The sequence below is a fragment of the Halovivax asiaticus JCM 14624 genome (assembly GCF_000337515.1).
GTDB classification, from domain to species: Archaea; Halobacteriota; Halobacteria; order Halobacteriales; family Natrialbaceae; genus Halovivax; species Halovivax asiaticus.
The window spans coordinates 79,167-103,409 of record NZ_AOIQ01000012.1 but is presented as its reverse complement, the minus strand read 5'-3'; the positions used below and the strand labels follow the sequence as shown (position 1 = coordinate 103,409).

At 66.8% G+C, this 24,243-nt stretch carries 20 protein-coding genes; 8 read left to right on the top strand and 12 right to left on the bottom strand.

The features are described from left to right. Positions 1-38: 38 nt before the first annotated feature. The gene (locus tag C479_RS07095) at positions 39-1,550 is read right to left on the bottom strand and encodes a carboxypeptidase M32 (RefSeq protein ID WP_007700070.1); all 1,512 of its coding nucleotides are present in this window, start codon (positions 1,548-1,550) and stop codon (positions 39-41) included. A 795-nt stretch (positions 1,551-2,345) separates the two neighbouring features. On the opposite strand from C479_RS07095, the gene C479_RS16230 reads away from it, so the two are divergent. Both C479_RS16230 and C479_RS07085 read left to right on the top strand, forming a co-directional pair. Beyond that, a complete protein-coding gene (locus tag C479_RS16230; protein ID WP_161607163.1) occupies positions 2,346-2,522 on the top strand; it encodes a hypothetical protein in 177 nt (58 codons plus the stop codon). A 116-nt stretch (positions 2,523-2,638) separates the two neighbouring features. Continuing rightward, a complete protein-coding gene (locus C479_RS07085; protein WP_007700064.1) occupies positions 2,639-3,022 on the top strand; it encodes a hypothetical protein in 384 nt (127 codons plus the stop codon). A 63-nt stretch (positions 3,023-3,085) separates the two neighbouring features. Here the strand turns inward: C479_RS07085 and C479_RS07080 are convergent, their stop codons facing one another. From C479_RS07080 to C479_RS07065, 4 genes are all read right to left on the bottom strand, one after another. After that, on the bottom strand, positions 3,086-3,547 hold the full coding sequence (locus tag C479_RS07080) for a hypothetical protein (RefSeq protein ID WP_007700061.1): 462 nt from the start codon (positions 3,545-3,547) through the stop codon (positions 3,086-3,088). Positions 3,548-3,662: 115 nt separating this feature from the next. Then, positions 3,663-5,186 carry a carboxypeptidase M32 gene (locus C479_RS07075; protein ID WP_007700058.1) on the bottom strand — a complete coding sequence of 508 codons (1,524 nt, stop codon included), beginning with the start codon at positions 5,184-5,186 and terminating at the stop codon, positions 3,663-3,665. A 145-nt stretch (positions 5,187-5,331) separates the two neighbouring features. After that, positions 5,332-6,528 carry a M20 family metallopeptidase gene (locus C479_RS07070; protein ID WP_049907142.1) on the bottom strand — a complete coding sequence of 399 codons (1,197 nt, stop codon included), beginning with the start codon at positions 6,526-6,528 and terminating at the stop codon, positions 5,332-5,334. A gap of 89 nt (positions 6,529-6,617) precedes the next feature. Further along, entirely contained in the window at positions 6,618-8,264 is a 1,647-nt protein-coding gene (locus C479_RS07065) for a globin-coupled sensor protein (protein ID WP_007700052.1), read from the bottom strand. A gap of 227 nt (positions 8,265-8,491) precedes the next feature. On the opposite strand from C479_RS07065, the gene C479_RS07060 reads away from it, so the two are divergent. Continuing rightward, complete coding sequence (locus C479_RS07060) at positions 8,492-11,701, top strand: tetratricopeptide repeat protein (RefSeq protein ID WP_007700049.1); 3,210 nt, start codon at positions 8,492-8,494, stop codon at positions 11,699-11,701. Between the two features lie 29 nt (positions 11,702-11,730). On the opposite strand, the gene C479_RS07055 is transcribed toward C479_RS07060, so the two are convergent. After that, the gene (locus C479_RS07055; protein ID WP_007700047.1) at positions 11,731-12,834 is read right to left on the bottom strand and encodes a PAS domain-containing sensor histidine kinase; all 1,104 of its coding nucleotides are present in this window, start codon (positions 12,832-12,834) and stop codon (positions 11,731-11,733) included. Positions 12,835-12,992: 158 nt separating this feature from the next. Here C479_RS07055 and C479_RS07050 point away from each other — a divergent pair, with 158 nt between their 5' ends. After that, a complete protein-coding gene (locus C479_RS07050; protein WP_007700045.1) occupies positions 12,993-14,897 on the top strand; it encodes a PINc/VapC family ATPase in 1,905 nt (634 codons plus the stop codon). Between the two features lie 84 nt (positions 14,898-14,981). Here the strand turns inward: C479_RS07050 and C479_RS07045 are convergent, their stop codons facing one another. The 6 genes from C479_RS07045 to C479_RS07015 all read right to left on the bottom strand — a co-directional run bounded on the left by C479_RS07045 (position 14,982) and on the right by C479_RS07015 (position 20,205). Next, positions 14,982-15,410, bottom strand: coding sequence for a hypothetical protein (locus C479_RS07045; protein WP_007700043.1), 429 nt, complete (start codon positions 15,408-15,410; stop codon positions 14,982-14,984). A 178-nt stretch (positions 15,411-15,588) separates the two neighbouring features. Beyond that, on the bottom strand, positions 15,589-15,885 hold the full coding sequence (locus tag C479_RS07040; RefSeq protein WP_007700041.1) for a winged helix-turn-helix domain-containing protein: 297 nt from the start codon (positions 15,883-15,885) through the stop codon (positions 15,589-15,591). Between the two features lie 231 nt (positions 15,886-16,116). Continuing rightward, entirely contained in the window at positions 16,117-17,283 is a 1,167-nt protein-coding gene (locus C479_RS07030) for a DUF5305 domain-containing protein (RefSeq protein WP_083893838.1), read from the bottom strand. Between the two features lie 123 nt (positions 17,284-17,406). Next, positions 17,407-18,588 carry a signal peptidase I gene (locus C479_RS07025; protein ID WP_394295142.1) on the bottom strand — a complete coding sequence of 394 codons (1,182 nt, stop codon included), beginning with the start codon at positions 18,586-18,588 and terminating at the stop codon, positions 17,407-17,409. A gap of 62 nt (positions 18,589-18,650) precedes the next feature. Beyond that, positions 18,651-19,559 carry a CARDB domain-containing protein gene (locus C479_RS07020; protein ID WP_007700027.1) on the bottom strand — a complete coding sequence of 303 codons (909 nt, stop codon included), beginning with the start codon at positions 19,557-19,559 and terminating at the stop codon, positions 18,651-18,653. Positions 19,560-19,755: 196 nt separating this feature from the next. After that, positions 19,756-20,205: a hypothetical protein gene (locus C479_RS07015; protein WP_007700024.1), complete on the bottom strand. Its 450-nt coding sequence runs from the start codon at positions 20,203-20,205 to the stop codon at positions 19,756-19,758. Between the two features lie 250 nt (positions 20,206-20,455). Between C479_RS07015 and C479_RS07010 the strand changes: the two genes are divergently transcribed. From C479_RS07010 to C479_RS06995, 4 genes are all read left to right on the top strand, one after another. Then, the gene (locus C479_RS07010; protein ID WP_007700021.1) at positions 20,456-20,983 is read left to right on the top strand and encodes a DUF7344 domain-containing protein; all 528 of its coding nucleotides are present in this window, start codon (positions 20,456-20,458) and stop codon (positions 20,981-20,983) included. A gap of 13 nt (positions 20,984-20,996) precedes the next feature. Next, a complete protein-coding gene (locus C479_RS07005) occupies positions 20,997-22,031 on the top strand; it encodes a hypothetical protein (RefSeq protein WP_083893836.1) in 1,035 nt (344 codons plus the stop codon). 72 nt (positions 22,032-22,103) lie between these two features. Beyond that, positions 22,104-22,421, top strand: a complete 318-nt coding sequence (locus tag C479_RS07000) for an EMC6-like membrane protein (protein WP_049907135.1) — start codon at positions 22,104-22,106, stop codon at positions 22,419-22,421. Position 22,422: 1 nt separating this feature from the next. Then, complete coding sequence (locus C479_RS06995) at positions 22,423-24,237, top strand: ribosome biogenesis/translation initiation ATPase RLI (protein ID WP_007700009.1); 1,815 nt, start codon at positions 22,423-22,425, stop codon at positions 24,235-24,237. Positions 24,238-24,243: the final 6 nt, after the last annotated feature.

Here is a 24,243-nt window from a genome sequence, read left to right as displayed (position 1 = left end):
CGTTCGGCCGATCACCCCTTCCGGTCGTCTCGCCGTCCTCAGAGGTCGTACAGGTCGGCGAACTTCTCGTCGACGTAGTCGAGGAAGTACTCGGCACTCAGCGGCTCGCCAGTGGCTTCCTCGATCAATTCGTCGGTCGGATAGCGCTTCCCGTGGCGGTGGACGTGCTCGGTCATCCACTCGCGGATCGGGTCAAACTCGCCCTCGCGGACGAGGCCGTCGACGTCGAGATCTTCGCGCAGGGCGGCGTCGAGCTGGGCGGCGAGGACGCTGCCGACCGTATAGCCGTGGAACGACGCGAGTCCCATCGACCAGTGGATGTCCTGCAAACACCCCTCGGCGTCGGTGTCCGGCACCACGCTAAGGTACTCCTCCATCTTGCGGTTCCACACCTCGGGGACGTCCTCGATGTCGAGCTCCCCGCGGACGAGTGCGCTGTCGATCTCACAGCGGAGGATGATGTGCATGTGGTAGGTGAGTTCGTCCGCCTCGACGCGGATACAGTTTTCCGGATAAATGCGATTGACCGCGGCGTAGGCGTCGTCGACGGTGAGGTCCGATAGCGACGGGAAGTGCTCTTTGACGATGGGGAGAAACAGCTCCCAGAAGGGCTTCGTCCGCCCGACGTGGTTCTCCCAGAAGCGCGACTGGGACTCGTGGACGCCGGACGATCGCGGGGAGCCGAGCGGCGAGCCGTAGGCGTCCTGGCGCAACCCCTGCTGGTAGGAGGCGTGACCGTACTCGTGGATGACGGCCATCAGGCCCGCGAGCGGGCTCGACTCGTCGTAGCGCGTGGTGACGCGGGCGTCGAACTGTGTGCCGGCCATGAACGGGTGCGGCGCGGTGTCGAGGCGGCCGCGATCCCAGTCGTAGCCGACGGTATCGAGTGCGGCGCGACAGAGTTCCTCCTGGGTCTCGGCGTCGTACGTCCCCGTCACGACCTCGGGGATCTCCCGCCCGTCGGTTCGAATGCGTTCGATTAGCGGAACGAGGTGGTCGCGAAGCTCTGCGAAGACCTCCTCGACCCGATCGAGCGGCAGGTACGGCTGGCGTTCCTCGTACTGCACCTCGTACGGGTCGCGCGCGGAATCGATGGCCGCGGACCGTTCGCGCGTGAGATCGACCATTCCGTCGAGGCGTGGCGCGAAGTCGTCGTAGTCGTCGGCGGCTTTCGCCTCGTTCCAGATGCGGTGGTTCTCCGCGGTGTACTCCGAGAACCGGGTGACCAGGTCGCTCGGAACCCCCGCCGCGCGTTCGTAGTCGCGACGGATCTCCCGGACGACGGCCCGCTGATCGTCGTCGAGTTCACCCTCGTCGATGCGATTCAGGAGGTCGCCGATCGCCTCGTCAGTCAGGCGGTCGTGGCCGACCGTCGAGAGCGCGCCGCGCTGTTTCGCGCGAGCGGGTGCGCCGCCCTCGGGCATCATCACCTGCTGGTCCCACATGACGACCATTTCGGCGTGTTGCAGGTACTGGTACTGTCGGTACCGTTCGATCAACTCGTCGTAGGCTGTAGCGCCATCGGCGCCGCGTTCGTCAGGTGTTGCCATGTTACGAATCGATATGTGTGGTGTTGTCAATGTTCGGGTACCGGTCGGCCCGCCTGGTGTCCACGAGCTCTCGAGCCCTCACGCGTCGTCCGTTCAGCGGGTGCTCGCTACTGTGGCTCTGCTCCGGCGGCTTGCCCAAGCAAGTGCGTTCGTGTTGTTCTCGACTCCGGCCCCGCCGCTGTGCCACGACGCGTCGACGAAAGGTCAGCTTGAAACTCGCCTCTCCGGCGTCGTCGGGTTATTTTCACGTCGCCGAATCGAGCGGCCCACATCCCACCTGCGGACGTATCGGCGGCCTTGAATCTCATGAACCATGAAAACTATTTTGGCCCCGCTTGTCCTTCGGTCCAGTATGATTGGGGGGTCGGGAACCCGACGGGCTGGGGGGTCCGTCGACAGGGAGCGACTGGAACGGGCGCTTCGGGAGTGGGAGTACGAGACGTCGCCGACGGCGGCGGCGTCACTGGCGACGTACCTGGACTCACAGTTTCCGGACGCGAGCGTCGATCGACCCGGTGGCGGTGACGAAGCCGCCGTCGTGATCGACGACGTGGCGATCTGCTTCGCCGATGCGTTCGGGCGACGATTCCGCACTGCCTTTCACATTCTCAGGGAGTCCTACGACGGGGTGTTCTGCTACTCGGTCAGTGCACACGCGGACGACCCGACGGAGTCTGTCTCTTATACACATCTNGCTACGGATCCGACGACGTCCGGTTCGTCCGCCGGCCGACCGCGGAGCCGCCGGAACCCGGCCTCGCCGGGCCGGCCGCCGTCGCGGTCGTTCCGCTGGTGATGGCCGCGATCACGATCGTCCTCGCCGCGTCGACCGGCCTCCTCTCTGCGGGGGCGACGCCGATCGCCGGGAAGGCCGGCCTCGTCCTCGCCGTCGTCGGGCTCGGCGCGCTGGCCACGTCACTCGGCCTCTTCGAGATCCTCCGGCGGCGACAGGGGCCGCTCCAGGCCGCCTGATCCGTCCGATCTGGGCTCACTAACTCGCCGGGGATGCCGAACGGAGCCGACGCCGGCCACAACCTTCTTTCCCAGACTCCCACAATCGGGAGCCAGACCATCCGGTCTGGACCCCCATGACGACCTGGTTCGACGCGACGCCCCGCTACGACGAGTACTGGGACTGGGCAGCGGTCGTGCTGTTCCTGTTTCTCACGCTCGACCTCCTGCTCTCGGTCCTCGCGGCCGGGACGGTCGGCCTCGGCTACGAACGAAACCCGCTCATGGCCTGGCTCTACGGCCAGTCGCTCTGGATCGTCGTGGCGGGCCACGTCTCCGCGCTCGTCGTTCTCGCGGGTTTCTTCCACGCGCTGTTTTCGATCGTCCGTGCGTTGCCCCGGGGCTATCGCGGCCCGGTCGCCCTCGCCGTCGAAATCTTCCTCGGCGGGTTGCTCGCGGCCGGATTCTTGCTACTGGCGAACAACGTGGCCGTGATCGTCCTCGGCGAGGGACTGTTGTAGTCGACACTGTCGCACGGACACGGGCTGTCCCGACCCACCTGGCCCATTCGCGCTGACTCGCGCCTACCGAACCCCGACAAGCGCACCGACTGCGCCGGCCAGGGCCGCGACGACGAAGGCGCCGACGGCGGTCTCACCGATCGACACGTCGACGACGGCGCTCGCCAGAGCGACACTCAACGCGTAGCCGAGAGCCAGGTAGCCGACGCCAACGAGCGCAGTCCGCGTCTGGTTCGTGTTCGACCCGAACAGCGACGAGACCGACGCGCGAAGCCGACCGACGACGCCCGTTCCGACTCCGTTGCCGATCCGGTAGCCGGCCAGCCCGAGGACGACGAGGGGGACACCGACGAGCGTCACGGGAGCGGTCCCGCTCCCGAGGACGACCGTGTGGGCGTCGAGCAAGGTGTGGGCGGCCCCCGCTGGCGCCTCGACGAGTCCGCCGACGACGAGTGCCAGCGTACAGAGGTAGCCGCCGAGCACCGCGAACCCGCCGCGGATCACGCCGCGTACAATGTCGAACATACCCGCTCGTGCCCGTGACAGTCAAAAATAGGTGCCGGTCCCCGGGGAGCCGATCCACCGGCACTCACGGTGCGGTCCCGAAATGGCCGGATCGGTCGGTCTGGCGACAGCCGAGTCAGTATCCGTCCAGGTCGTACAGTCGGCCGTACTTCTCGGTCGCGTAGTCGATGAAGTAGTCGGCCGTGTAGCCCTCGCCGGTGGCTTCCTCGACGAGATCCGGCGTGGTGTACGTCGCGCCGTGGCGGTGGATGTTCTCGCGGAGCCAGCCGTTGAGTTCGTCGAACGCGCCCTCGCGGACCTGCGCGTCGATGTCGCCTACTTCGTCCTCGGCGGCGGCGTACAGCTGCGCGGCGAGGACGGAGCCGAGCGAGTACGTCGGGAAGTAGCCGAACGAGCCGTGGCTCCAGTGGATGTCCTGCAGGCAGCCCTCGGCGTCGGTCTCGGGCCGGACGCCCAAGTACTCCTCGTACTTGTCGTTCCAGACCTCGGGGACGTCTTCGACGTCCAGATCGCCCGAGATGAGGTCGCGCTCGATCTCGAACCGGACGATGATGTGCATGTGGTAGGTCAGCTCGTCAGCCTCGGTGCGGATGAGGTTGTCGTCGTAGACCTGATTCGCGGCTTCGTAGGCCTCGCGGGCCGACACGTCGTCGAGGGCGGGGAAGCGTTCGGCGGCCGTCGGCAGGAAGCACTCCCAGAACGCCTCGGAGCGACCGACGTGATTCTCCCAGAGGCGGGACTGCGATTCGTGAACGGTGAGGTCGCGCGACTCACCCAGCGGCGTGCCGTAGCCCTCGTCGGGCAGGCCGAGCGTGTAGTTGGCGTGCCCGAACTCGTGGACGGTCGAGGTGATCGAACCCAGCAGATCTTCCTCGTCGAAGCGGGTGGTGACGCGGGCGTCGAACTGCGTCCCGGTCGAGAACGGGTGCGGCGCGGTGTCGAGGCGGCCGCGATCCCAGTCGTAGCCGACCGTGTCGAGGACGTCACGCGAGAGCTCCTCCTGCGTTTCGGGGTCGAACGTGCCGTCGAACGCGCCACCGAGCTCGACGTCGCTCTCGCCGATCGCCTCGATCAGCGGGACGAGTTCGTCGCGCAGCCGTTCGAGGACGCGCTCGGCCGTCTCCAGGTCGAGATACGGTTCGTACTCGGCGAACAGGACCGCGTACGGGTCGGCGTCGGGGTCGATGTGTTCGGCGTACTCGCGCTTTTGTTCGATGAGCGTCTCGAGCGTCGGGGCGAACGTCTCGAAGTCGTCTTCTTCCTTCGCCTCCGTCCAGACGGGATGCGCGTTGGCAGTCGTCTCGGAGATCTCCTCGACGAGTTCGGTGGGAACGCTCGTCGCACGGTCGTATTTTCGGCGGATCTCGCGGACGACCGCCGATTGTGCCTCGTCGAGGTCGGCCGCCTCGAGTTCGTCGAGGAGGTCGCCCATCTCCGGATCGGTCAGCTCCTCGTGGGAGAGCGACGAGAGTGTCGAGAGCTGCTTCGCCCGGGCGGGTGTCCCGCCCTCGGGCATCATGACCTCCTGGTCCCACCGAAGCACGCCCGCTCCGGCGGTGATGTTGGTGAGCCGTTCGACGCGCGATTCGAGCTCCTCGTAGGTGTCGGCGACCGACGTTTCCTCCTGTTGCGTTGCCATTGGTTGCATTTCTGTCCCGAGCGTCATCAACGTCGTGGTATCGGCTGGGAAGGCCGCTAGATTCCTCAGGCTGGGGAGGCCGCTAGATTTTCACGGTGATGCGCGACCGCGAGCGCCAGATGGGCTGTCAGGCTCTATCGGCCACTCACGCCGTCAGCCACGATGACGCGATGTCGCGGTACACCGCCTGGCACCGTTCCAGGACGTCTATCGAGACGCTCTCGTCCGCGGTGTGGGCCTCTCCGGGTTCGGCCGGGCCGACGATCACGCACTCGGTTCCGGCGCGGTCGGCGAGCCAGCCCGCGTCGGTCGCGTGGGGTTTCGTGACGTGGGTCGGTTCCGACTCGCCACGCTGCTCGTGGACCTGCCGGGCGACGTCGAGTACGGTGTCGGCGAACTCGTCGTCCTCACAGGCCATCGGCGGCAGGTCCTGGTCGACGGCCCACTCGACGCCTTCGATCGCCTCGACGCGGTCGAGCGGCGCCCGTTCGCCGGGCACGGTGCGCTCGTCGACGGTGATCGCACACCGGTCCGGAACGACGTTCCAGGCCGACCCGCCGTCGATCTCCGTGACGACGACGCTGCCCGACAGCGATTCACCTGCAATCGTCACCTCGGTGGCCGACAGCTCCCGGACGACGTCGACCGCCCCGCTCGCCCGGTAGATCGCGTTCGTCCCCGCCTCCGGTTCGCTCGCGTGGGCCGCCTCGCCGTGGGCGGTGATCGTACTCGCCCGGCGGCCCTTGTGTGCAACCGCGACGTCCGTCACGCCCGATCGCGAGTAGTTCGTCGACCCCTCGCCGACGACGGCGACGTCCGGGGCGAACCCCTCGTCGATGGCGTGGCGGACGCCCTCGCCGCCGATCTCCTCGCCGACGAAACTCGCGAAGACGAGTTGGCCGCGGCCGTTCGCCCGGTCCTCGTCCGCTGCCACGTTTGCGTCCCGAAATGCCAGTGCCATGGCGGCGACGGCACCCTTCATGTCCGCTGTCCCGCGGCCGTAGAGCCGTCCGTCGCGTTCCGTGACGACGTACTCGTCCGCGCCGCGGCCGTTCGCGCTCCCACCGTCTCCGCTGGCGTCTTGCTCGGCCGTTTCGTGGCCGTCCGCCCCACTCTTCACGAGTTGCGACTCGTCTGGCGGGACGACGTCGTGGTGGCCGACGAGGGCGAGCGTCCCTCCGTCGGGATCGCCGCGGCGGGCGACGACGTTGCCGACCGCGTCACGCGTCACCGTCGCGTCGGTTTCCGTCCGGAGCCAGTCTTCGAGGAAGTCACCGGCGGCGGTCGCGTCCTCGTGGCTCGGGATCGCGGTGAGTTCACGGGTCAGTTCGACGAGGGTCATGGCCGACCCATCGACGGCGTCGCTGTTCAGTCCACCGGAACCGGCGGGGTCGCTCGGCGAGTCAGTCACTCTGCTCGTCGCCCGTCGGGTCAGTCTAGCTGCTCGTAGACCGGTGGCTCCGGCGCTGGTGCCTCGTCGGTGAGCCGGGCGACCGATGTCCGCATCTCGCGCAGGCTGGCGGTCTGTTGCTGGCTGGCTGCCGCGACCGATTCCGCGGCGCTCGCGACCTCGTCGGCCGACCCCGAGAGCTCGGCGAGTGTCTCCGCCGCCCGCTCGACCCCGCGGGCCTGCTGGTCGGCCGCGCTGGCGACGTCTTCCATGCCCGCGGCCGTCGATTCGGCCGCCTCGTGGATCTTCTCGAGCGAGTCGACCGTCTCTCGGACGCGATCGGTGCCGGTGTCGACGCGAGCGACGGTTTCTTCGGTCGTCGCGATCGTCGCCGACGCCTCCTCGCGAACCGCCTCGACAGCGTCTTCGATCGCTCCCAGATCGGCTTTCGTCTGCTCGGCGAACGACCGCACTTCCGACGCGATGATGTCCATGGTCTCGTCCGTCTGATCACCCGACCGGGAGGACTCGATCTTGGCGTTCGCTGCCAGTACCGTGGTTCTGTCGGCGAGGGCGTCGAGCCGATCGACGATCTCGTCGATTTCGTCGGTCCGGGCTGCGAGCCCCTCGACTGCCTCGGCGACGCGGTCGGTCGCGTCCTCGATGGCCGCGAGTTCGGCCACCGCGTCGTCGGCCGCCTCGACGCCGTCGGCAGCGAGGCGCTCGGTTCGGTCGCTCTCCGCACCGACCTCGTCCGCGACGCCCGCAACCTCCTCGACGGCGGCGCTGACCTCGTCGAGCTCGCGTGCGGCCTGTCCGATCGCCGCAGCCTGGGACTCCGTGTGGTCGCTGATCGTTTCGGCGCGTTCCGCGACGTCTTCGCTGGCGTCGGACAGCTCCCCGAGCGGCGTCTGGACGTCCGTTTCGACCTCGGTGGCGAGTCGCTTGCGCCGCTCGATCGACTCCTCGAGCCGCTGTGCGTAGGAGTCGACGTACGTGTCGGTCGCGACCTGCATATCGAGGTTGATGATCCGCAACAGCGAGAGGACGTCCATCATGCCCTCGTCGATGGCGTCCCTGACGGCCCGCTCGAACGACTCCTCGAGGCCGTCGTCGCCGTCCTCATCCTCGACGCCCAGTCCGAGTGCGCCGACGAACCGGCCGAGACCGCCCGCGTCCTGCTCGGTCTCGCGCTCGGCGGCCCACTCCTCGATGGCGTCGACGACCTGTGCTTGCACGCGCTCGTTCATCCGCGACAGGAGGAGATCGTAGTAAACGCCGTACTGCCCCACGTAGTGTTTCAGGGGCATGTCGAGCATCTCGTGGAGCTTGCCGATCCGGGTCCGGTTCTCGAAGTACGACTGGTCGTAGTCGCCGGTCGCCAGCGAGACGAGATACGCCTGCTGGGTCCGTTTGAGCGCGTCTACCCCCTTCGGCGAGCGGTCGACGATCGCTCGGGTCTGCTCGTACTCGAAGACGTTCTCGTAGAAGTCGTCGGCGATCGTCTCCGAGTTGGCCTGCAAGAGCGGTTCGAGGTCGGCCAGTCGGCGCTCGTCGGCCTCGTCGAACCCGACGAACTCCTTGCGCCACGCGATCTCCTCGTTGTCGAGCCCGATCCGGTCGACGAGATCGTCGACGTCGAGCGCGTCGGTTAGCCCACCGTTCCCGAACGTCTGCTGCGGGTGCATGACGGGAACGTGTTCGGGTGTTTCGGTAAGTGTCCGAGCGCGTTCCCGGCAGCTGAGAATCTGATCTGCCTCCCGTCGTCCGATCGTTCCATGCTGACGCACCCCGGCGTGGAACGTTTCCACGCGCTGCCGGCCACCTCAGTGTATCTCTTCTAACACGTTTCTCGTGGCCGTGGCTCGTTGTATGGGCCTGAACGGTTTTACCGGTCGCCGTTCAATTCGGGGTGATGACTGCGTACGGCGTCGCGGACCTCGTCGTCCTCGCGCTCGATTCGACCGGTGCCGTCGACGAGCGAGCGGACGGGAGCGCGACGACGGCCGAACTGAGCGAGACGATCGCCTTCGGCGAGTCGCTGGCCGACCGCGTTCAGCTCCTCGCGGCGCTCTCCTCGCTGACTCGGTCGGGCCTCGTCGAGGAGTCGATCGACGAAACCGACCGGACGCGGTACCGACTGACGGACGCGGGTCACGACCGCGCCGCGGAACTGCGAGCGGAACTGACCGACGAACGGGTAACCGTTTTCGACGGTACCGACACGGTCGAGTGCGACCTGTGCGACGTTCCAGAGGCCGTCGACATCTCGGTCGCGCAAGCCCTCGTCCGCCGCTCGCCGTCGGGCGAACTCCTCCTCGAGGACGCGTTCGACGATGTAGTCGACCGCGAAACTGTGTTCGACCGACTGACGGCGGCGTTCGAGTCGCTTACAACCGTGGATCCGACGGCCACTGTCGAGACGGACGCCGGCCAACCCACCACCGACACCACACAGACGATCGTCGTCACCGGGGACGCGGGCGTCGGAAAGACGACGGTCGTCGAGACGTTCCTGGACCGCGTCCGAGAGCGATGTGCGGACGTCTTCGTCGGCCGCAGTCGGCCCGGCGGCGATGCACCGTTCGAACCGATCGAAGCCGCACTCGACGCCGGCGACGCGACCACACCCGCCTTCGATGTCGACACCGTCCTCGAGACACCCGATGCCGAGACCTACCGGGCCCACCGGACGCGTCTGTACGGTGACGTCGCCTCCTGGCTCGAAACGCGGGCGGCCGACGCCCCGGTCGTGCTGGTCGTCGAGGACCTACAGTGGGCCGACAGCGCGACGCTCGACCTGCTCGCGCACCTCCACTCGTCGCTCGCACCCGCCCCCGTCTTGCTCCTGTGTACGTACCGAGGCGACGGTGTTGACGACGCGGACCCGCTCGAAGAGCGGGTGGGGCCGGACGCCGATGAACCGACCGTCCTCCCGCTCTCGCCGTTCGACCGAGAGACGACGGCGACGCTCGTCGAACACGAACTCGGTCGGCGCGGCGTCCCCGCGGCCTTCACCGACGCCGTCTACACGGTGACGGGTGGGAACCCCCTGTTCGTCGTCGAGACGGTCGCCGCGGCGCTCGAGGACGGCGCGCTCGATCCGCGGGTCGACAGATATCCGACGAGTACCGACGCCCTCTCCGCGCCGGGCGTCGTCGAGACGACGATCCGCCGCCGGTTCGACCGCCTCGACGACGAGACGCGCGAACTGGTCGACGTCGGCGCGCTCGTAGACGAACCGATCACCGTCGAGACGCTCGGCGCGCTCTGTGCGCTCTCGCCGGCGCGACTGCGAGACCGGGTCGACCTGCTCGTCGACGCCGGTATCTGGCGCGAGACGGACGGCGGGTATCGATTCCGTAGTGACGTCCTCCGGAGCGGCGCCCGATCGGCACTCGACGCGGACCGTCGTCGAGAACGCCACGGGGAGATCGCCACTCTGCTGGCAGCCGACGATGACCCGAACCACGCCCGGATCGCGACGCACTTCGACCGGGCGGATGAGGCGGCGGCCGCCCTCGAACAGTACCGGCTCGCAGCCGCGGACGCGGAGGCCACGTACGCTCACGACGTGGCGGCCGCACACTACGAACGCGCACTGTCGATCGCGCGCGACCTCGACCGGGACGACGACGCGCTGGCCCTGCTCGAATCGCTGGGGGACAGTCACTACACCCGCGGCGAGTTCGACGCGGCGGACCGGTACTTCCGATACGTCCGCGAGGCCACCGACGAGCCGGACCGGATCCGGCGCAGTTACTACTACCAGGCCCGGATGCATTTCGAGCAGAGCGAGTACGAGCAGACGAAGACGTTCGCCAGGCGCGGCCTCGACGTCGGCGGTGACGAGGTCACCGAGGCGGTCTGCTGGCTCGTCGATTACCTCGGCAGCGCGCACATGAAGTGCGGCGAGCACGAGGCGGCCCGCGAGTACTTCCGGACCCAGCGCTCGTATGCCGATTCCATCGACTTCGATCTCTCGCTCGGTCGCTCATATCAGAACCTGGGAAACGTCGCTCACAACGTCGGATCGGTCGAGGAGGCTGTCGACCTCGCCGAACGCGGTGCAGAGATTCTAGAGACCGTCTCGGCCGAGCGGGAACTGGCTCGCTGTCTGAACGATCTCGCCATCGTCTACAGCAGCGCGGGTCGAAACGAAGCCGCCGCCGAGACGTTCAGGCGTGCACACGAACTCGCCGAACGGACGGGCAACGTTCGAGCCAGAATTCTCGCGACGAACAATCTCGGCACGATTCTCCAGAAGGAAGGCAACTGGTCGGCCGCCAAGCGCCGGTACCGCGAGGTGACCGATCTCGCCGACCGCGCCGGCGATACCAACGCGACCGCACTCGCTCGGTGGAACGCGAGCCTCATCGAACTCTCACTCGGTGATTTACCCGCAGCAATCGACGGATTAGAACGAGCGCTAGCTACCGTCGATGATGCCGAAAACGTCAAAAATAGAGTCCACTATTACACGAATCTCGCCTGGGCGTATTTGCTCGCCGAACGCTTCGACTCGGCGTACCGGTACGTCGCGACGGGGCAGCGACTCGCCGCCGAACACGACTTCGTCCGCCTGCGCATTACCGGGGCCGCGTACGCCGGGGTTATCGCCCGAATGCGCGGGGACGTGGAGACGGCCGTCGAACAACAGGAGCAGGCACGGGCCCGCCTTGAGTCGACCGACGACGTGATCGCGGAGTGGTTCCTGCTCGATCACCTCTCGCGGACGTACGTCGCGGCTGGCGAGCCGTCGCGGGCACTCGACTGTGCCCGGACGGCACACGAACGGATGCCGGACGGTAATCCGCAGGAGACGATCCGCGTCGACGTCTCGCTGGGGGCAGCTCTTCGAGCGGCCGGCGACGCTGAAGCCGCCCGTGACCGGCTCGAATCCGCCCTCGCCGACGCGTCAGACCTCTCCGCGCTCGCGGAAATTCGCGCCCGGCGCGAATTGGCGCGCCTCGAACGCGACGAGGGGAACGTAGACCGCGCTCGCGAGCACTACGAAGCCGGGATCGAACTCGCAGCATCGGCCGGGATGACGCTGTACGAAACGCAGTTGTCGGACGAGGCAGCGCTACTCGACGCGGACGTCACCGTGACTGACGGCGAGTAGTCAGATCCCGCCCTGTCCCGGCTCACAACCTAGTTGGCCCGTTTCAGGTGAACGCAGAACTGGGCGCCGCCCAGGGACGAATCGTCGACGGTGAGTTCGCCGCCGTAACTGGTCGCGATCTCGGCGGCGAGGTGGGTGCCGAGTCCCGTCCCACCGGACTCGCCGATCGCGACGCCGCGATCGAAGATGCGCTCGCGGTCGGCCGGAGCGATCCCGTCGCCGTCGTCTTCGACGAAGACGGTCACGGCGTCGTCGGTGGCGGTCGTCCGGATGCGGATCTGCGAGCCGCCCGAGTGGACCAGGGCGTTTTCGAGGAGATTGGCGAAGAGCTCTTTGAGCAGCGTGCCACCCGTGACGTGGAGTTCGTCCACGTCGGTCTCGACGTCGAAGTCGTGCTGGCTCGCCAGGTCGGCGTGCCGATCGACGGTTTCGCTGATCACCCTGGAGAGTGAGATCGACGAGAGCTCCTCGTCGGCGTCGAGCTGGTGGAGCGTCCGGACGTTCTCGACGAGATCGATCGCCTCGGTGACGCCGTTGTCCGCGTACGAGAGGTACTCCCGCTGCTGGTCGGTGAGGTCCGTCTCGGCGAGCAGTTCGAGGTAGCCGTCGATGACGGTGAGCTTGTTCCCCAGGTCGTGTCTGAGCACGGAGTGGAGGAACTCGGCACGCTCTTTGGCTTCGGTTCGCTCGGTCGTGTCGGTCGCGACGCAGACGATCCCCTCGACGCTGCCCGCGTCGTCCGTCATCACCGACGCGGAGAGACTCGTCGGTACGGCCTCGCCGTCTTTGGTCTCGAGGTAACTCTCCAGGTCGGTGACGCTGCCCTCGCGAAGGAGGTGTTCGATCAGTTCGCCCGAGTGTAGCATCGAAGCGAGTTCGACGTCGTCGCTCGACTCGGCGAGGACGTAGTCGATCGGCTTGCCGACGAGTTCGTCGGGGTCGTAGCCGAGCATCTCACGGACGGCCTCGTTGGCCATGCGGATCCGGCCGTCGGGGCCGAGCTTCACGAGGACGTCGACCATCGTGTCCATCAGGTTCTCCAGGTCGGCGGTCCGCTGGCGAACCCGGTCCGCGAGCTCCGACCGCGAGAGAATCGTCAGTTCGTCCGCCCCGTCCAGGCCCCGATCGTCCATTCAGGTGATCGTTGACTCCGTGGCTATTCAAGCCAACGGTCGACTGGGTCTCGCCGATCGGCGAGATCCGTGCTGGGGCTGCGACGGGAGCGCCCGGACTACCCCGCAACCGTTCGACAGGTGGACACCCTTATCAGCGTACGTGACCGAGAGCCGGTATGCACGTCGTGCCGGATACCAGTGTGGTGATCGACGGCCGGGTCTCGGCCTCGATCGCGGACGGGACGTTCGCGGACGCGACGGTGTCGGTCCCCGAAGCCGTCGTGGCGGAACTCGAGTCGCAGGCCAACGACGGCCTCGACAGCGGCTGGGAGGGGCTCTCGGAACTCGACTCGTTGGCCGGCCTGGCCGACGACGGCGAGATCGAGCTCGAGTACATCGGCGAACGCCCGACAGCGGGCGAGCGCGGTCGCGCCTCGGAGGGCGAGATCGACGCGCTCATCCGCGATCTGGCCGAGGAACGCGACGCGACGTTCGTCACGAGCGACGTCGTCCAGGCCGAGGTCGCGAAGGCCAAGGGCCTCACCGTCGAGTACATCTCGCCGAAGTCGCGAGACGTGGGCACGCTCACGATCGAGGACTTCTTCGACGAGGAGACGATGAGCGTCCACCTCAAGACGGACACGATCCCGAAGGCCAAGCGGGGTGCCCTGGGCGAGATGCGCTACGAGGAGATCGCCGACGAGCCGACGGACGAGGCGACGATGGACGAGTGGGCCCGCGAGGTGGTCGACGGCGCCAAGGAGTCCCCCGACGGCTTCATCGAACTCACGGAGCCGGGGATGAAGATCGTCCAGTTCCGCGACTATCGTATCGCGGTCGCCCGCCCGCCGTTCGCTGACGGCATCGAGATCACGGCCGTCCGGCCGATCGCTCAGACGGACCTCGAGGACTACGAACACGCCGACGAATTGAAAGAGCGCCTCCTCGAGCGCCAGCGCGGCGTCCTCGTCTCCGGTTCGCCGGGGGCCGGGAAGTCGACGCTCGCCCAGGCGATCGCGCGCTACCTCGAGACGCACGACTACGCGGTCAAGACGATGGAGAAGCCGCGCGACCTCCAGGTCGGCCCCGAGATCACCCAGTACACGGCCCTCGGCGGACAGATGGAGAAGACGGCCGACGCCCTCCTGATGGTCCGGCCGGACTACACCATCTACGACGAGGTCAGAAAGACCGACGACTTCGAGGTGTTCGCGGACATGCGCCTGGCGGGCGTCGGCATGATCGGCGTCGTCCACGCGACGCGCCCGATCGACGCCCTCCAGCGCCTCATCGGCCGGGTCGAACTCGGCATGATCCCCCAGATCGTCGACACCGTCGTCTACGTCGAGGCGGGCGAGATCGACACGGTCTACGACGTCCAGACGACGGTCAAGGTCCCCGCGGGCCTCACCGAGGAGGACCTCGCCCGGCCGGTCATCCAGGTGACGGACTTCCAGACCGGCGTCCCCGCCTACGAGATCTACACGTTCAACCGCCAGGTCGTCACGGTGCCGCTCGACGATGACGAGGACGGCCCCGGCGCGCGCGAGTCGGGCGTCGACCGCATCGCCAAGCAGGAGATCGAACGCGAGATCCGTTCGATCGCCAGGGGCTACGTCGAGGTCCGTCTCAAGAGCCAGGACAAAGCCGTCGTCTACGTCGAAGACGACGACATCTCCTCGGTCATCGGAAAGGGTGGCGGGCGTATCACTGACGTGGAGAATCGCCTGGGTATCAGCATCGACGTCCGCACGCACGAGGAGAATCCCCACTCGGGCGGGGGCAATGGCGGCGCCACCGCGGATGCTGGCAGCGCGAACGGCGGTCGGTCCGGCGGCGCACAGCCGACCGGCGACCCCGTCGGCCAGCTCGTCCAGCCCGAGATCACCTCGCGCCACGTCGTCATCCCGGTGGAGGGCCACGACGGCGAGACCGTCGAGGTCCAGGCGGCCGGCGAGTACCTCTTCACCGCGACGGTGAGCCGCGGCGGCGAGATCCAGGTGTCGAGGGGTAGCGCGATCGCGGACGAGCTGGAGGATGCGATCGATCACACGGAACCGATTACGGTCGTTTCATCGTAGCGGAACCGATTGCCGTGGTGTCGTCGTAAGAAAACGGGTGGCGACGATCGGCGAAATTGACTGCCCCTTCGACGCCGCACTCACTCAGTTGCCGTTCCCGTCGATATTCTGAAAGTAGATCTCGGGATTTCTGGTGTAGAAGAGTGCCCAGCCGGCGACGAGGCCGACGAGCATGGCGACCAGTTCGCGGGGAAGGCGGGGCAGGCCGAGTTCGAGGAGGCCGAAGAGAGCGACCGACGCGCCCAGGAGCGTCCCGATGACGACGAAGGTGACGTCGGTCGCGATTCGGAGCCGGTTGTGCTCCCAGTAGGGTCGTTTCTCCTCGTCGTACCAGACCCCGACGTAGATGATGACTGGTGCCATCCCGGCGATGACGGTGGCGGCGCTGAAAGACAGCGGGAGGCCGAGCGGGTGAAAGACGAGCGCGTTGAACAGGCTGGTCAGCAGTGCCATCACGAGGAGACCGACGAAGAGCCATCCTGAGCGCGGGAGTCGCTCGCGGTCGACGTTCATATCTCTCGACCGGTCCGCGACTGGGTTAACAGTACCGTCTCGATGCGCGAGGTTCCGTTTTGCTGGTGGCCTTCGCCCGTGTCGACGAACGGGTCCTCGACAGCCGAGTCGGCGACGGCCCTGTGCGCGGCGTCGTGACTGGTCGTGAAAGTCGCGACGAGAGAACGGGTGATCCGCGTTATTCGGCGCAGCAGGCGTCTTCGGCCGCACTGGCGTCGTCCAGCCCGCCGTCAGCGGCGACTGGTTCTTCGAGTCGGTAGAGACTCTGGCGAGCGTCGGCGAAGTAGATGTCTTCGTCGACCATGCCGATCTCCTCCAGTCGTTCGAGCGCGTAGCGGACGGTCCGGGCCGACAGCATCGACTCCTGAACGATCTGTTTCTGGGTCAGCGGGCCGTCGTACTCCAGTACTTTGTAGACGAGCTTGGCGCTGGGGGGGCAGTCGCCGAGCTCCGTCGAGTCCATTGCTTCCATCATTACGAATCGAAACACTCCAGGAGCATAAAAGTTGACGCTCTCGAATCGGTCGTCGGGACCGTCGGAAAATCGGGTCCGCTGCGACGCGCCCAGCGGACATTCGCGGGACACTCGGTCACTGTGGTCTGGATCAGGCCGTCCAGCTGGTCGAGCGACCCAGCGGTGATCGACGTGGCCACCCCATCCATCTTTCCATCGCGGCGACCCGTCGCCGTTCGGGATGACTCACGTTCAGAGCTGTTCCCAGGCGTCTTCGTCGTCGGGATCGATGTCCGTCGGGGCGCCGGCCGGACCGACGGGGCCGTCGGTCGGTGCCGATCCGGGGGCGGCTGGCGGCGCTCCGGTGGCATCCTCGGCTCCACCGGTGGTGTCCTCCAGATTCATGTTCGGCCAGGCGGTCTCCTCCCAGAGGCCGCGGTCGGTGTAGTAGTAGACGACGTCGTCAGAGACGACCGCGAACAGGCCGCGCTGGCGATCGTGGACGACCCGTTCGCTCGTATCGATGGCGACGTCGACGACGTCCTCGAGCGTGTCAAGTGCGATGTGATGGTCGCCGATCCACATGGGGATCGAGCCGCGGGAGATCCACTCGGCGTACCGGTGCTCGTGGACCGCCCGACGAGCCGTCTTCTCGTCGATCGGGCGGCGTCGGTCGAGCCCCCAGGCTGCACCGAGCGAGAGCGTCCCGACGATCGCCAGGAGGCCGACGAGCGCCGTCGAGCGGGGCTCGGACTCGGTCACCAGTGCGTACTGTGGGTGCGTTTCCTCGTGGGATGGGACGGGCTGGGCGAGCCAGAACGCGCGTTCGGTCGCGACGAGTTCCGTCTCGATCGTGAACGCGTCGGCGGTCGTCCCCGTGTCGTACTCCGTCTCGACGACGGCGACGACGCGTACGTCGCCCACACCGGCGACCTCGCGCTCGATCTCGGTCATCCGTTCGCGGACGGCGGCGACGTCGACGTCGACCGAACTGCTGGCGACGCCGTCGCGAACTCTCGGCACCTGTCGACTGAGCTGGGTCGTCTCGTTCCAGAAGACTGCGCCGTCGCGAACGGCCTCGTATCGGAGCGAGATGTCGTGGTAGACGCTCGTGTCGGTCGCCGGAACGGCCGTCTGCGGGGTGAGTGTCAGCGTCTCCGTCGCGTTCGTGAGGTAGACCGGTTCGTCTTCGAGGACTGTCCCTTCGGGCCAGAGCCCGCCGGTCTCGACGATTGCTTCGGTCCCGACCTCGGTCGAGACGCGGTCGGTGCCCGTCTGCTGGGTCGTCGTAGTCGTCTCCGGCGAGGCGACCGCCCAGCCCGACAGTGCGAGCGCGACGACGCCGCAGACGGCCAGCGCGACGAGCAACGTCCGGCCGTACCGAGCGACGAGCAGGTCGATTCGTGGATTGTCGATCATTGTTCCCATCCCGTCGGGCCTCGCTTCGAGCGAGCCCACGTGCCGGTTCCCAGCCGGCACACCCCCGACTTGTCGAGACGTACGGACGACTGACTGATAACCGTACTGGCCCCGTCCGAACGCTCAACGGCGCCACTTTCGAAGCTTCCGTCTCACTCTGCGTCGAACCGGGACGTGCGAGCCGGGCGTTCGAAACTTGATGTCGTCCCGGCCGAACAGGGCGAGGAGCAGGACGACGGCGGCGCCCACGACCACTGCGTCGACGGCCGCGACGGCCAGATATGGGTGGATGCCGTGGAGCCATCCCAAAAGGGTCGGCGGGAGCACGAGCAGATAGCGATACTCGCGGACCGTCCGGACGTAGGTTCCGGTTCGGTCCGGCGCCGACAGCGTGACGGTCACCTCGCCCTCGTCCCGCGCCCCGACGACCTGCCGGGCCGGGTCGATGGCGACGCCGTCGCTCGCCGGTTCGGTCTGGGCGACGATCGGGACGTACCCTGCGTTGTCGATCGTGCGGATGAGGTCGCTGGTTTCGCCCGGTGAAATCCGCTGTGGATCGTCGCTCGGCTCGTCGGTGCTGATCACGTCGTAGCCCGTTGTGCCGGACGGGACGACCATCGTCGCGGTCGCCGCCGTCACCAGCACGAGCAAGACGAGCGCGATCACCGACCAGAGGGCGATCACGTTCCGACGGGTGGTCGTCCGCGTCGTCTCCCGCCGCGGCGGGCCAGCCCGATCGAAGACGACGCCGAACCCAAACAGGGCGACGCCGAGACCGACCAGCATCGCTCCTGCCCCGTCGGCGTCGAGACCGCCCGGGCCGCTCCCCAGGCCGAGTGCGCCGGCGATCGCGCCGACGACGCCGAGCACCAGCGACTGGATCCCCATCACGACCGTGCCAAGGTGCGGAATCGTGACGACGGTCCCTTCGATCTGGAGCGCTTTCGCGACGATCTGGCCGTCGGTCACCGGCGGCTCGCCGCCGTCCTGGTCCGTAAACGGGTTGGCGTCGCCTCTGGTCACGTAGCCGTCGTCCGTCTCTTCGACGACGCGATGGGTCGTCAGCCCGCCGCCGTTGACTTCACGCGCCTCGTAGACGATCACGTCGCCCTCGGAGACGTCGCCCGCGAGGGCATCTGGCACGGCGACGAACCCGTCGCCGGTCTCCATCGCGGGTTCCATACTCCCCGAGGCGACGTACCCAAGCAACATCGGCTGGCCGAGCACCTGGCCGAGGACGAGCGCCGCTACGAGGATGGCGAACGCCACGCCGAGTACGCGCGATGCCGTTTCGATATCAACCACGATCTTTCCTCGTTTTCTCCGCCCCTACCCACGCTACGATGCTGGCCTCGGTCGGCACCGACTTAACGCCGCCGACCTCGCGCGACGCGGCCGATCGCCACGAGCCCGAGCGTCGCCGGCGGGGCGATCGCCGCCGTCAGCGGCGACGCGAACTCGACCGACGAAAGCGAGAGGCCAGTGCGGTTGGAGACGGCGACGGTCCCCGCCGTCGTCTCCCCCACGCTGAGCCGGTAGACGCCCGCCGATTCGGGCGTCCAGCCGACGGTCAGTGTCCGGGTCTCGTTCGGCGCGAGTTCGACACCGCGATCGTCGACGACGGCCCCGTCGACCAGGATCGGGATCCGATCGGCGATTCGCCGGTCGGTGGGGTTCGACACGGTGGCGGTCACCGTGACCCGTTCGCCGGCGGTCACGTTGGTCACGTCGACCGATGCGTGCTCGACGGCCAGCTTTCCGTTCGTCGTCGCCTCGTCCCCGCTGCCGGCCCCCGGACCTGCCCCGCCATCGCCGAAGCCGCCACCGTCACTTCCCTCGTCCGCCGTCTCGACGACGACGGAGAACGACTCCGTTCCGGTCGGCGCCTCGTGCGTGTCGATGGAGACGCCGAGGGTAATCGATTCGCCACCGGACAGGGACGCAGGATCGGCGGCGTCGATAGCGGTTTTCCGATCGCCGTCGTAGAACGTGACTCCATGTACGTCGTGTTCGACCCAGACCCTGCTGTCGTCGGCCGTCGTCACGTCGAAGACGGCGTCGACGTCGGTCCGCGCGTCGACGTTGAGCCGATCGAAGTCGAGCGTGAGTTCCCCGTCCTCGATGGTCGCGTACTCGCTTCGCGGGGTGAGTTCGACAGCCTCTGTCGCGTCGCTCTCGGTGGTGGTGTCACTAGCGCCGAGGCCCACCGCTGCCGTCGGGACGGCGAGCAGGAGCGACCCGAGTGCGAGTACTGTCAGCCACGTCGTGCGTGTCATCGATTCTGGCCCTGTGATCTCCCAGCCGGTCGACCCTCGTTCGGGACCGGGTCAATCCGACAGCGCCGTGGTGGTGACACTGCTGGGCAGGTTCCTGTCCCCACTGGTTGACGCGTTTCCGCCCACGAGTGGACGAGGCTTCTCGGCCGTCGAATCCGTCCGTCGATGCTCGAATCCTGACCCGGTCAGCTCTGTCTTACGTCGTCGCGGTGATCGTGATCGTCGTGTTGAGGGTGGCGTCTGCAGCAGCGCCGCTCGTATCGATCTCGAGATCGACCGGCGTGGTGCCACCCGCCGCCAGCGTATTGTTCTGCGCTGTCAGCGTCACGTCGATATTGTTGCTCTGGGTCGTCCAGGGGCCGTCGAGCGTGATCTCAGTGGAGTGATTGTTGATGATGTTGAAGGCGCCGGTCGCCGTCAGCGTGCCGTCGATGTTGGCGTCGGTGAGCGAAATCTCGAGCTTGTCGTTGGTGATGCTCGCGTAGTCACTCGTCGCTTCGAACGCCACTCGTGCACTCGCGTCGCCGCTCGTCTCGACAGTCACGGTACGATCAGCGGTCACGGTGCTGAACGCGCCCGTGCCGAGCAGTGCGCCGCCGCTTGCTACGATGCCACCCAGTCCGACCAGAACGTTGCGTCGATTCATTCTCATGATATGTCCCCCACGCCCTGCGGGCCGACCCCGACGCGGCGCGGTTCTTACTCACCCCAGCCACCACATCCCCTTTGTATTGAGCAGCCGGAACGGTCGCACGGTCGGCCAGAAGGTCGTTCAAGCCGGTCTTGAATGGATATCTCGGACGTTGAGACGGTCGTCGGCCCAAACACCTTAGTAGCGATCGGTCCTAGAACTGTCACACCTTCGGGGGAGGGTGCGCGGACTGGTGAGCGACAGCATGGGAGCGTCACACGGAAGCCACGGCGAAATCTTCGAGCTGCTTAGCAACCGCCGTCGGCGGTACGCGATCCACTACTGCAAACGGGTCAACGAGCCGGTCGAACTCGGCGATCTCGCCGAGCAGGTCGCCGCGTGGGAACTCGACAAGGAGGTCCAGGAACTCACGTCCGCCGAGCGAAAGCGCGTCTACACCGCGCTCCAGCAGACGCACCTGCCCACTCTCGAGCGAGCGGACGTGGTGGAGTTCGAAAACCACACGATCGAACTGACCGACGAGGCCGACGCGCTCGAGATCTACTTAGATATCGTCCCCGCGGACTCGATTCCCTGGGGCGTCTACTACCTCGGCCTGTCCGTCCTCGGCTTCGTCGTCCTCGCGGGCGTCTGGGCCGACGTCGTTCCGACGGAGACGATTCCGCCGCTTGGCTGGGCCGGACTGGTGCTCGGCGCCGTGACTGCCTCGGCGATCGCGCACGTGCTGACGAGTCGGCGCTACCGACTCGGCGAGATGGAGCGGCCGCCGTAGGGGACAAATTACCGTGATCGGGAGCTCACTGACGAAACTGGGGGCGGTACTGGTGGTTGCGGGAGCCCTGCTCATGGCCGGTCCGGTCTTCGGATTCAGTACCTTTGCGGCGGATCGAGGAACGACCGTCGAGACCGCTCCCACGGAAACCGCCATCCTCGGCATCCAGCCGACCGGCGAGACGCCGGACAACCAGAACGATGCCGCCGTCCTCACGATCACGAACAACGCCAACGGACGGTTCGACACGCTCGACGCGCAGGCCGCGATCGTCTCGGATCCGAACGGCGCGCTCGCGATCAGCGACGGGTTCGGTTCATCGCTCGATCCTGGTGCACAGACTGGCCTCTCCCTGACGTGTGCCAGCGGCGGTACCGGCCAGGCGACCGTCGAGGTGACGGCCGACGCGTTCGGGTCGACGCTCGCCGTCGAGGGAATCACGTACACACACTCGTTTTCCTACAGCTGTACCGGTAACGGCGGGGGCGGCCCGCCCGGGTTCGCCTCGGTGTCTGCTGGCGACGTTACGAGTTCGAATACGCAGGAACTGACGTTCACGCTGGACGGCAAGTTGAGCAACGGTGAAACCGTCACGATCGATCTCACGAGCTTCCTGGCAAACTACGACGGTGCCAGTATCGACTCGCTCACGGTCGGCGGCTCGCCGGCTCGAAAACACGACCGGACGTTTGAACCGGCCAGTGGCTCAGCTACGATCACCGTCACGGCGAAGGGGAACATCAAGGCCGGCAAAGAGGTCCGGATCGTCCTCGACGGGGTCTCGCCGGAGTGGGATCTGTTCGGCTGGGCGACGTTCAACACGGCCAGTACGCAGGCGAGCGACACCTTCGCCATCGACTCCGGGGGCGGGTGGACAACGACCGCGTCGACGGCTGGTGCCGACACCGGTTCGGTCGACGAGACGATCTCCCGCGAGGAGCTCGAATCGATCCCGCTCGCGGAACTCGATCGATTCGACAGCTACGACGAACTCGAACAGTACATCGAGGCCGAGACGGACATCGAGGTCGTCGACCGCGATGGCTGAGGGCTGAGCCGGGACCGAGTCCCTGCGAGTCACTCCGAACGGCTTTTGCCCACGCACGTCCGAGACCACCACATGTCGACTGCAACGTTGAGCGACCGGGGGGAACATCTCCGGTCCATCGGGGTGACCTCCTCCAGCGCACTCCTGGGGGTTGCTGCTGGCCTCCTCTCGTACATGCAGGTGGGGATTGACGCGCCGGCAGCGACGAACAACACAGCGCTCGCGTTCGTGCTCGGGGCGATCGTCCTCGAGACGGTCGTCGTCCAGCTCTCGGGAATCTACGACGACGACGAGCTCGGGTTCAAGCTCTATCTGTTCATCACCTTCATGGTCTTCTCGTTCTGGTTCGTGACGTGGGGAATCTTGCTGACCGAATTCTCCCTCTACTGAGATGGCCGACGATAGCATCGCCGTCGTCGATCTGGATCGCTGCTCGCCCGACCGGTGTAACTACGAGTGCAAGAACTACTGCCCGCCCAACCGCACCGGCAAGGAGTGCATCACGCTGCGCGGCGAGGACGCCGACGAGGGCCAGCCCGACCAGGTACGCATCTCTGAAGAGATCTGTCTGGGCGAGACCTGCGGGATCTGCGTCGAGAAGTGTCCGTTCGACGCGATCGAGATCATCAACCTGCCCCAGGAACTACAGGACGACCCGGTTCACCGCTACGGGGAGAACGCCTTCTCGATGTACGGCCTGCCGGTCCCACAGGAGGGGCAGGTCACCGGCATCCTCGGGCCGAACGGCATCGGGAAGACGACCGCCGTGCGGATGCTCGCCGGCGAACTGGAACCCAACCTGGGGAACTACGCCGACCCGCCGGGCTGGGAGGCCGTGCTCGACGCCTATCGCGGGACGGAACTGCAGGACTACATCGCCGACGTGCGCGACGGCGACGTGACCGTCGCACGCAAACCGCAGTACGTCGACCAGATTCCCAACCAGTTCGACGGCAACACGCGTGAACTACTCGAGCACACCGACGAGCGAGGCGAACTCGACTACCTCGTCGATCGCCTCTCGATTCGCCCCGTCATGGACCAGGCCATCGACGACCTCTCCGGTGGGGAACTCCAGCGCGTCGCGCTGGCCGCCGCGCTCGCTCGCGACGCGGACTTCTACTTCCTGGACGAGATCACGCCCTACCTCGACATCGGTCAGCGGGTGACGGCGGCGCGTCTCGTTCGCGAACTCGCCGAGGAGGACGACAAGTCGATGCTGGTCGTCGAACACGACCTCGCGATCTTGGACCTGTTGTGTGACACCCTCCACATGGCCTACGGTGAACCCGGCGCCTACGGTGTCATCACGGACCCCAAATCGGTTCGCAATGGTATCAACGAGTACCTCAAGGGCTACCTCGAGAACGAGAACATGCGGATCCGGCCCGATCGGATCGAGTTCGAGGAACACGCCCCGCGGACCGAGAGCCAGGGCGACACGCTCGTCACCTACCCCGACCTTCGGAAATCCTACGGCGACGGCGAGTTCGCGCTGGACGTCTCCGGCGGCGAGATTCGCGAGAACGAGGTGCTCGGCATCGTCGGGCCGAACGGGATCGGGAAGTCGACCTTCGCGAAGCTGCTGACGGGCGACCTGGAGCCCACCGAGGGTGACGCTGATCTCGATCTGGACATCTCCTACAAACCGCAGTACGTCACGATCGACCAGCCGATGCGCGTCGACGCCTTCCTCTCGTCGATCACCGACCAGTTCGGTTCGTCGTACTGGAACACGGAGATCGCCCAGCCGCTCCAGCTAGACCGGATCATGGAGCAGAACCTCTCGGACCTCTCCGGCGGGGAGCGCCAACGCGTGGCCATCGCGGCCTGTCTCTCGGACACTGCGGATCTGTACCTCCTCGACGAGCCCTCGGCTCACCTGGACGTCGAACAGCGCGTGCAGGCGACCCGGGCGATCCGGCGCTACGCCGAACAGCAGGACGCTACCGTCCTCGTCATCGACCACGACATCTACATGATCGACCTGCTTGCCGACCGCCTGATGGTCTTCGACGGCGAGCCTGCCGTCGCCGGCCGCGCCGGTACGCCACAGTCCATGCGCGGTGGCATGAACGACTTCCTCTCGAACTTAGAGATCACGTTCCGCCGGGACGAGCGGACCTCGCGCCCGCGGATCAACAAGCCCGACTCGCAACTCGACCGCGAACAGAAGCGCGAGGGCGAGTACTACTACGCGCCCTGAGTCCGT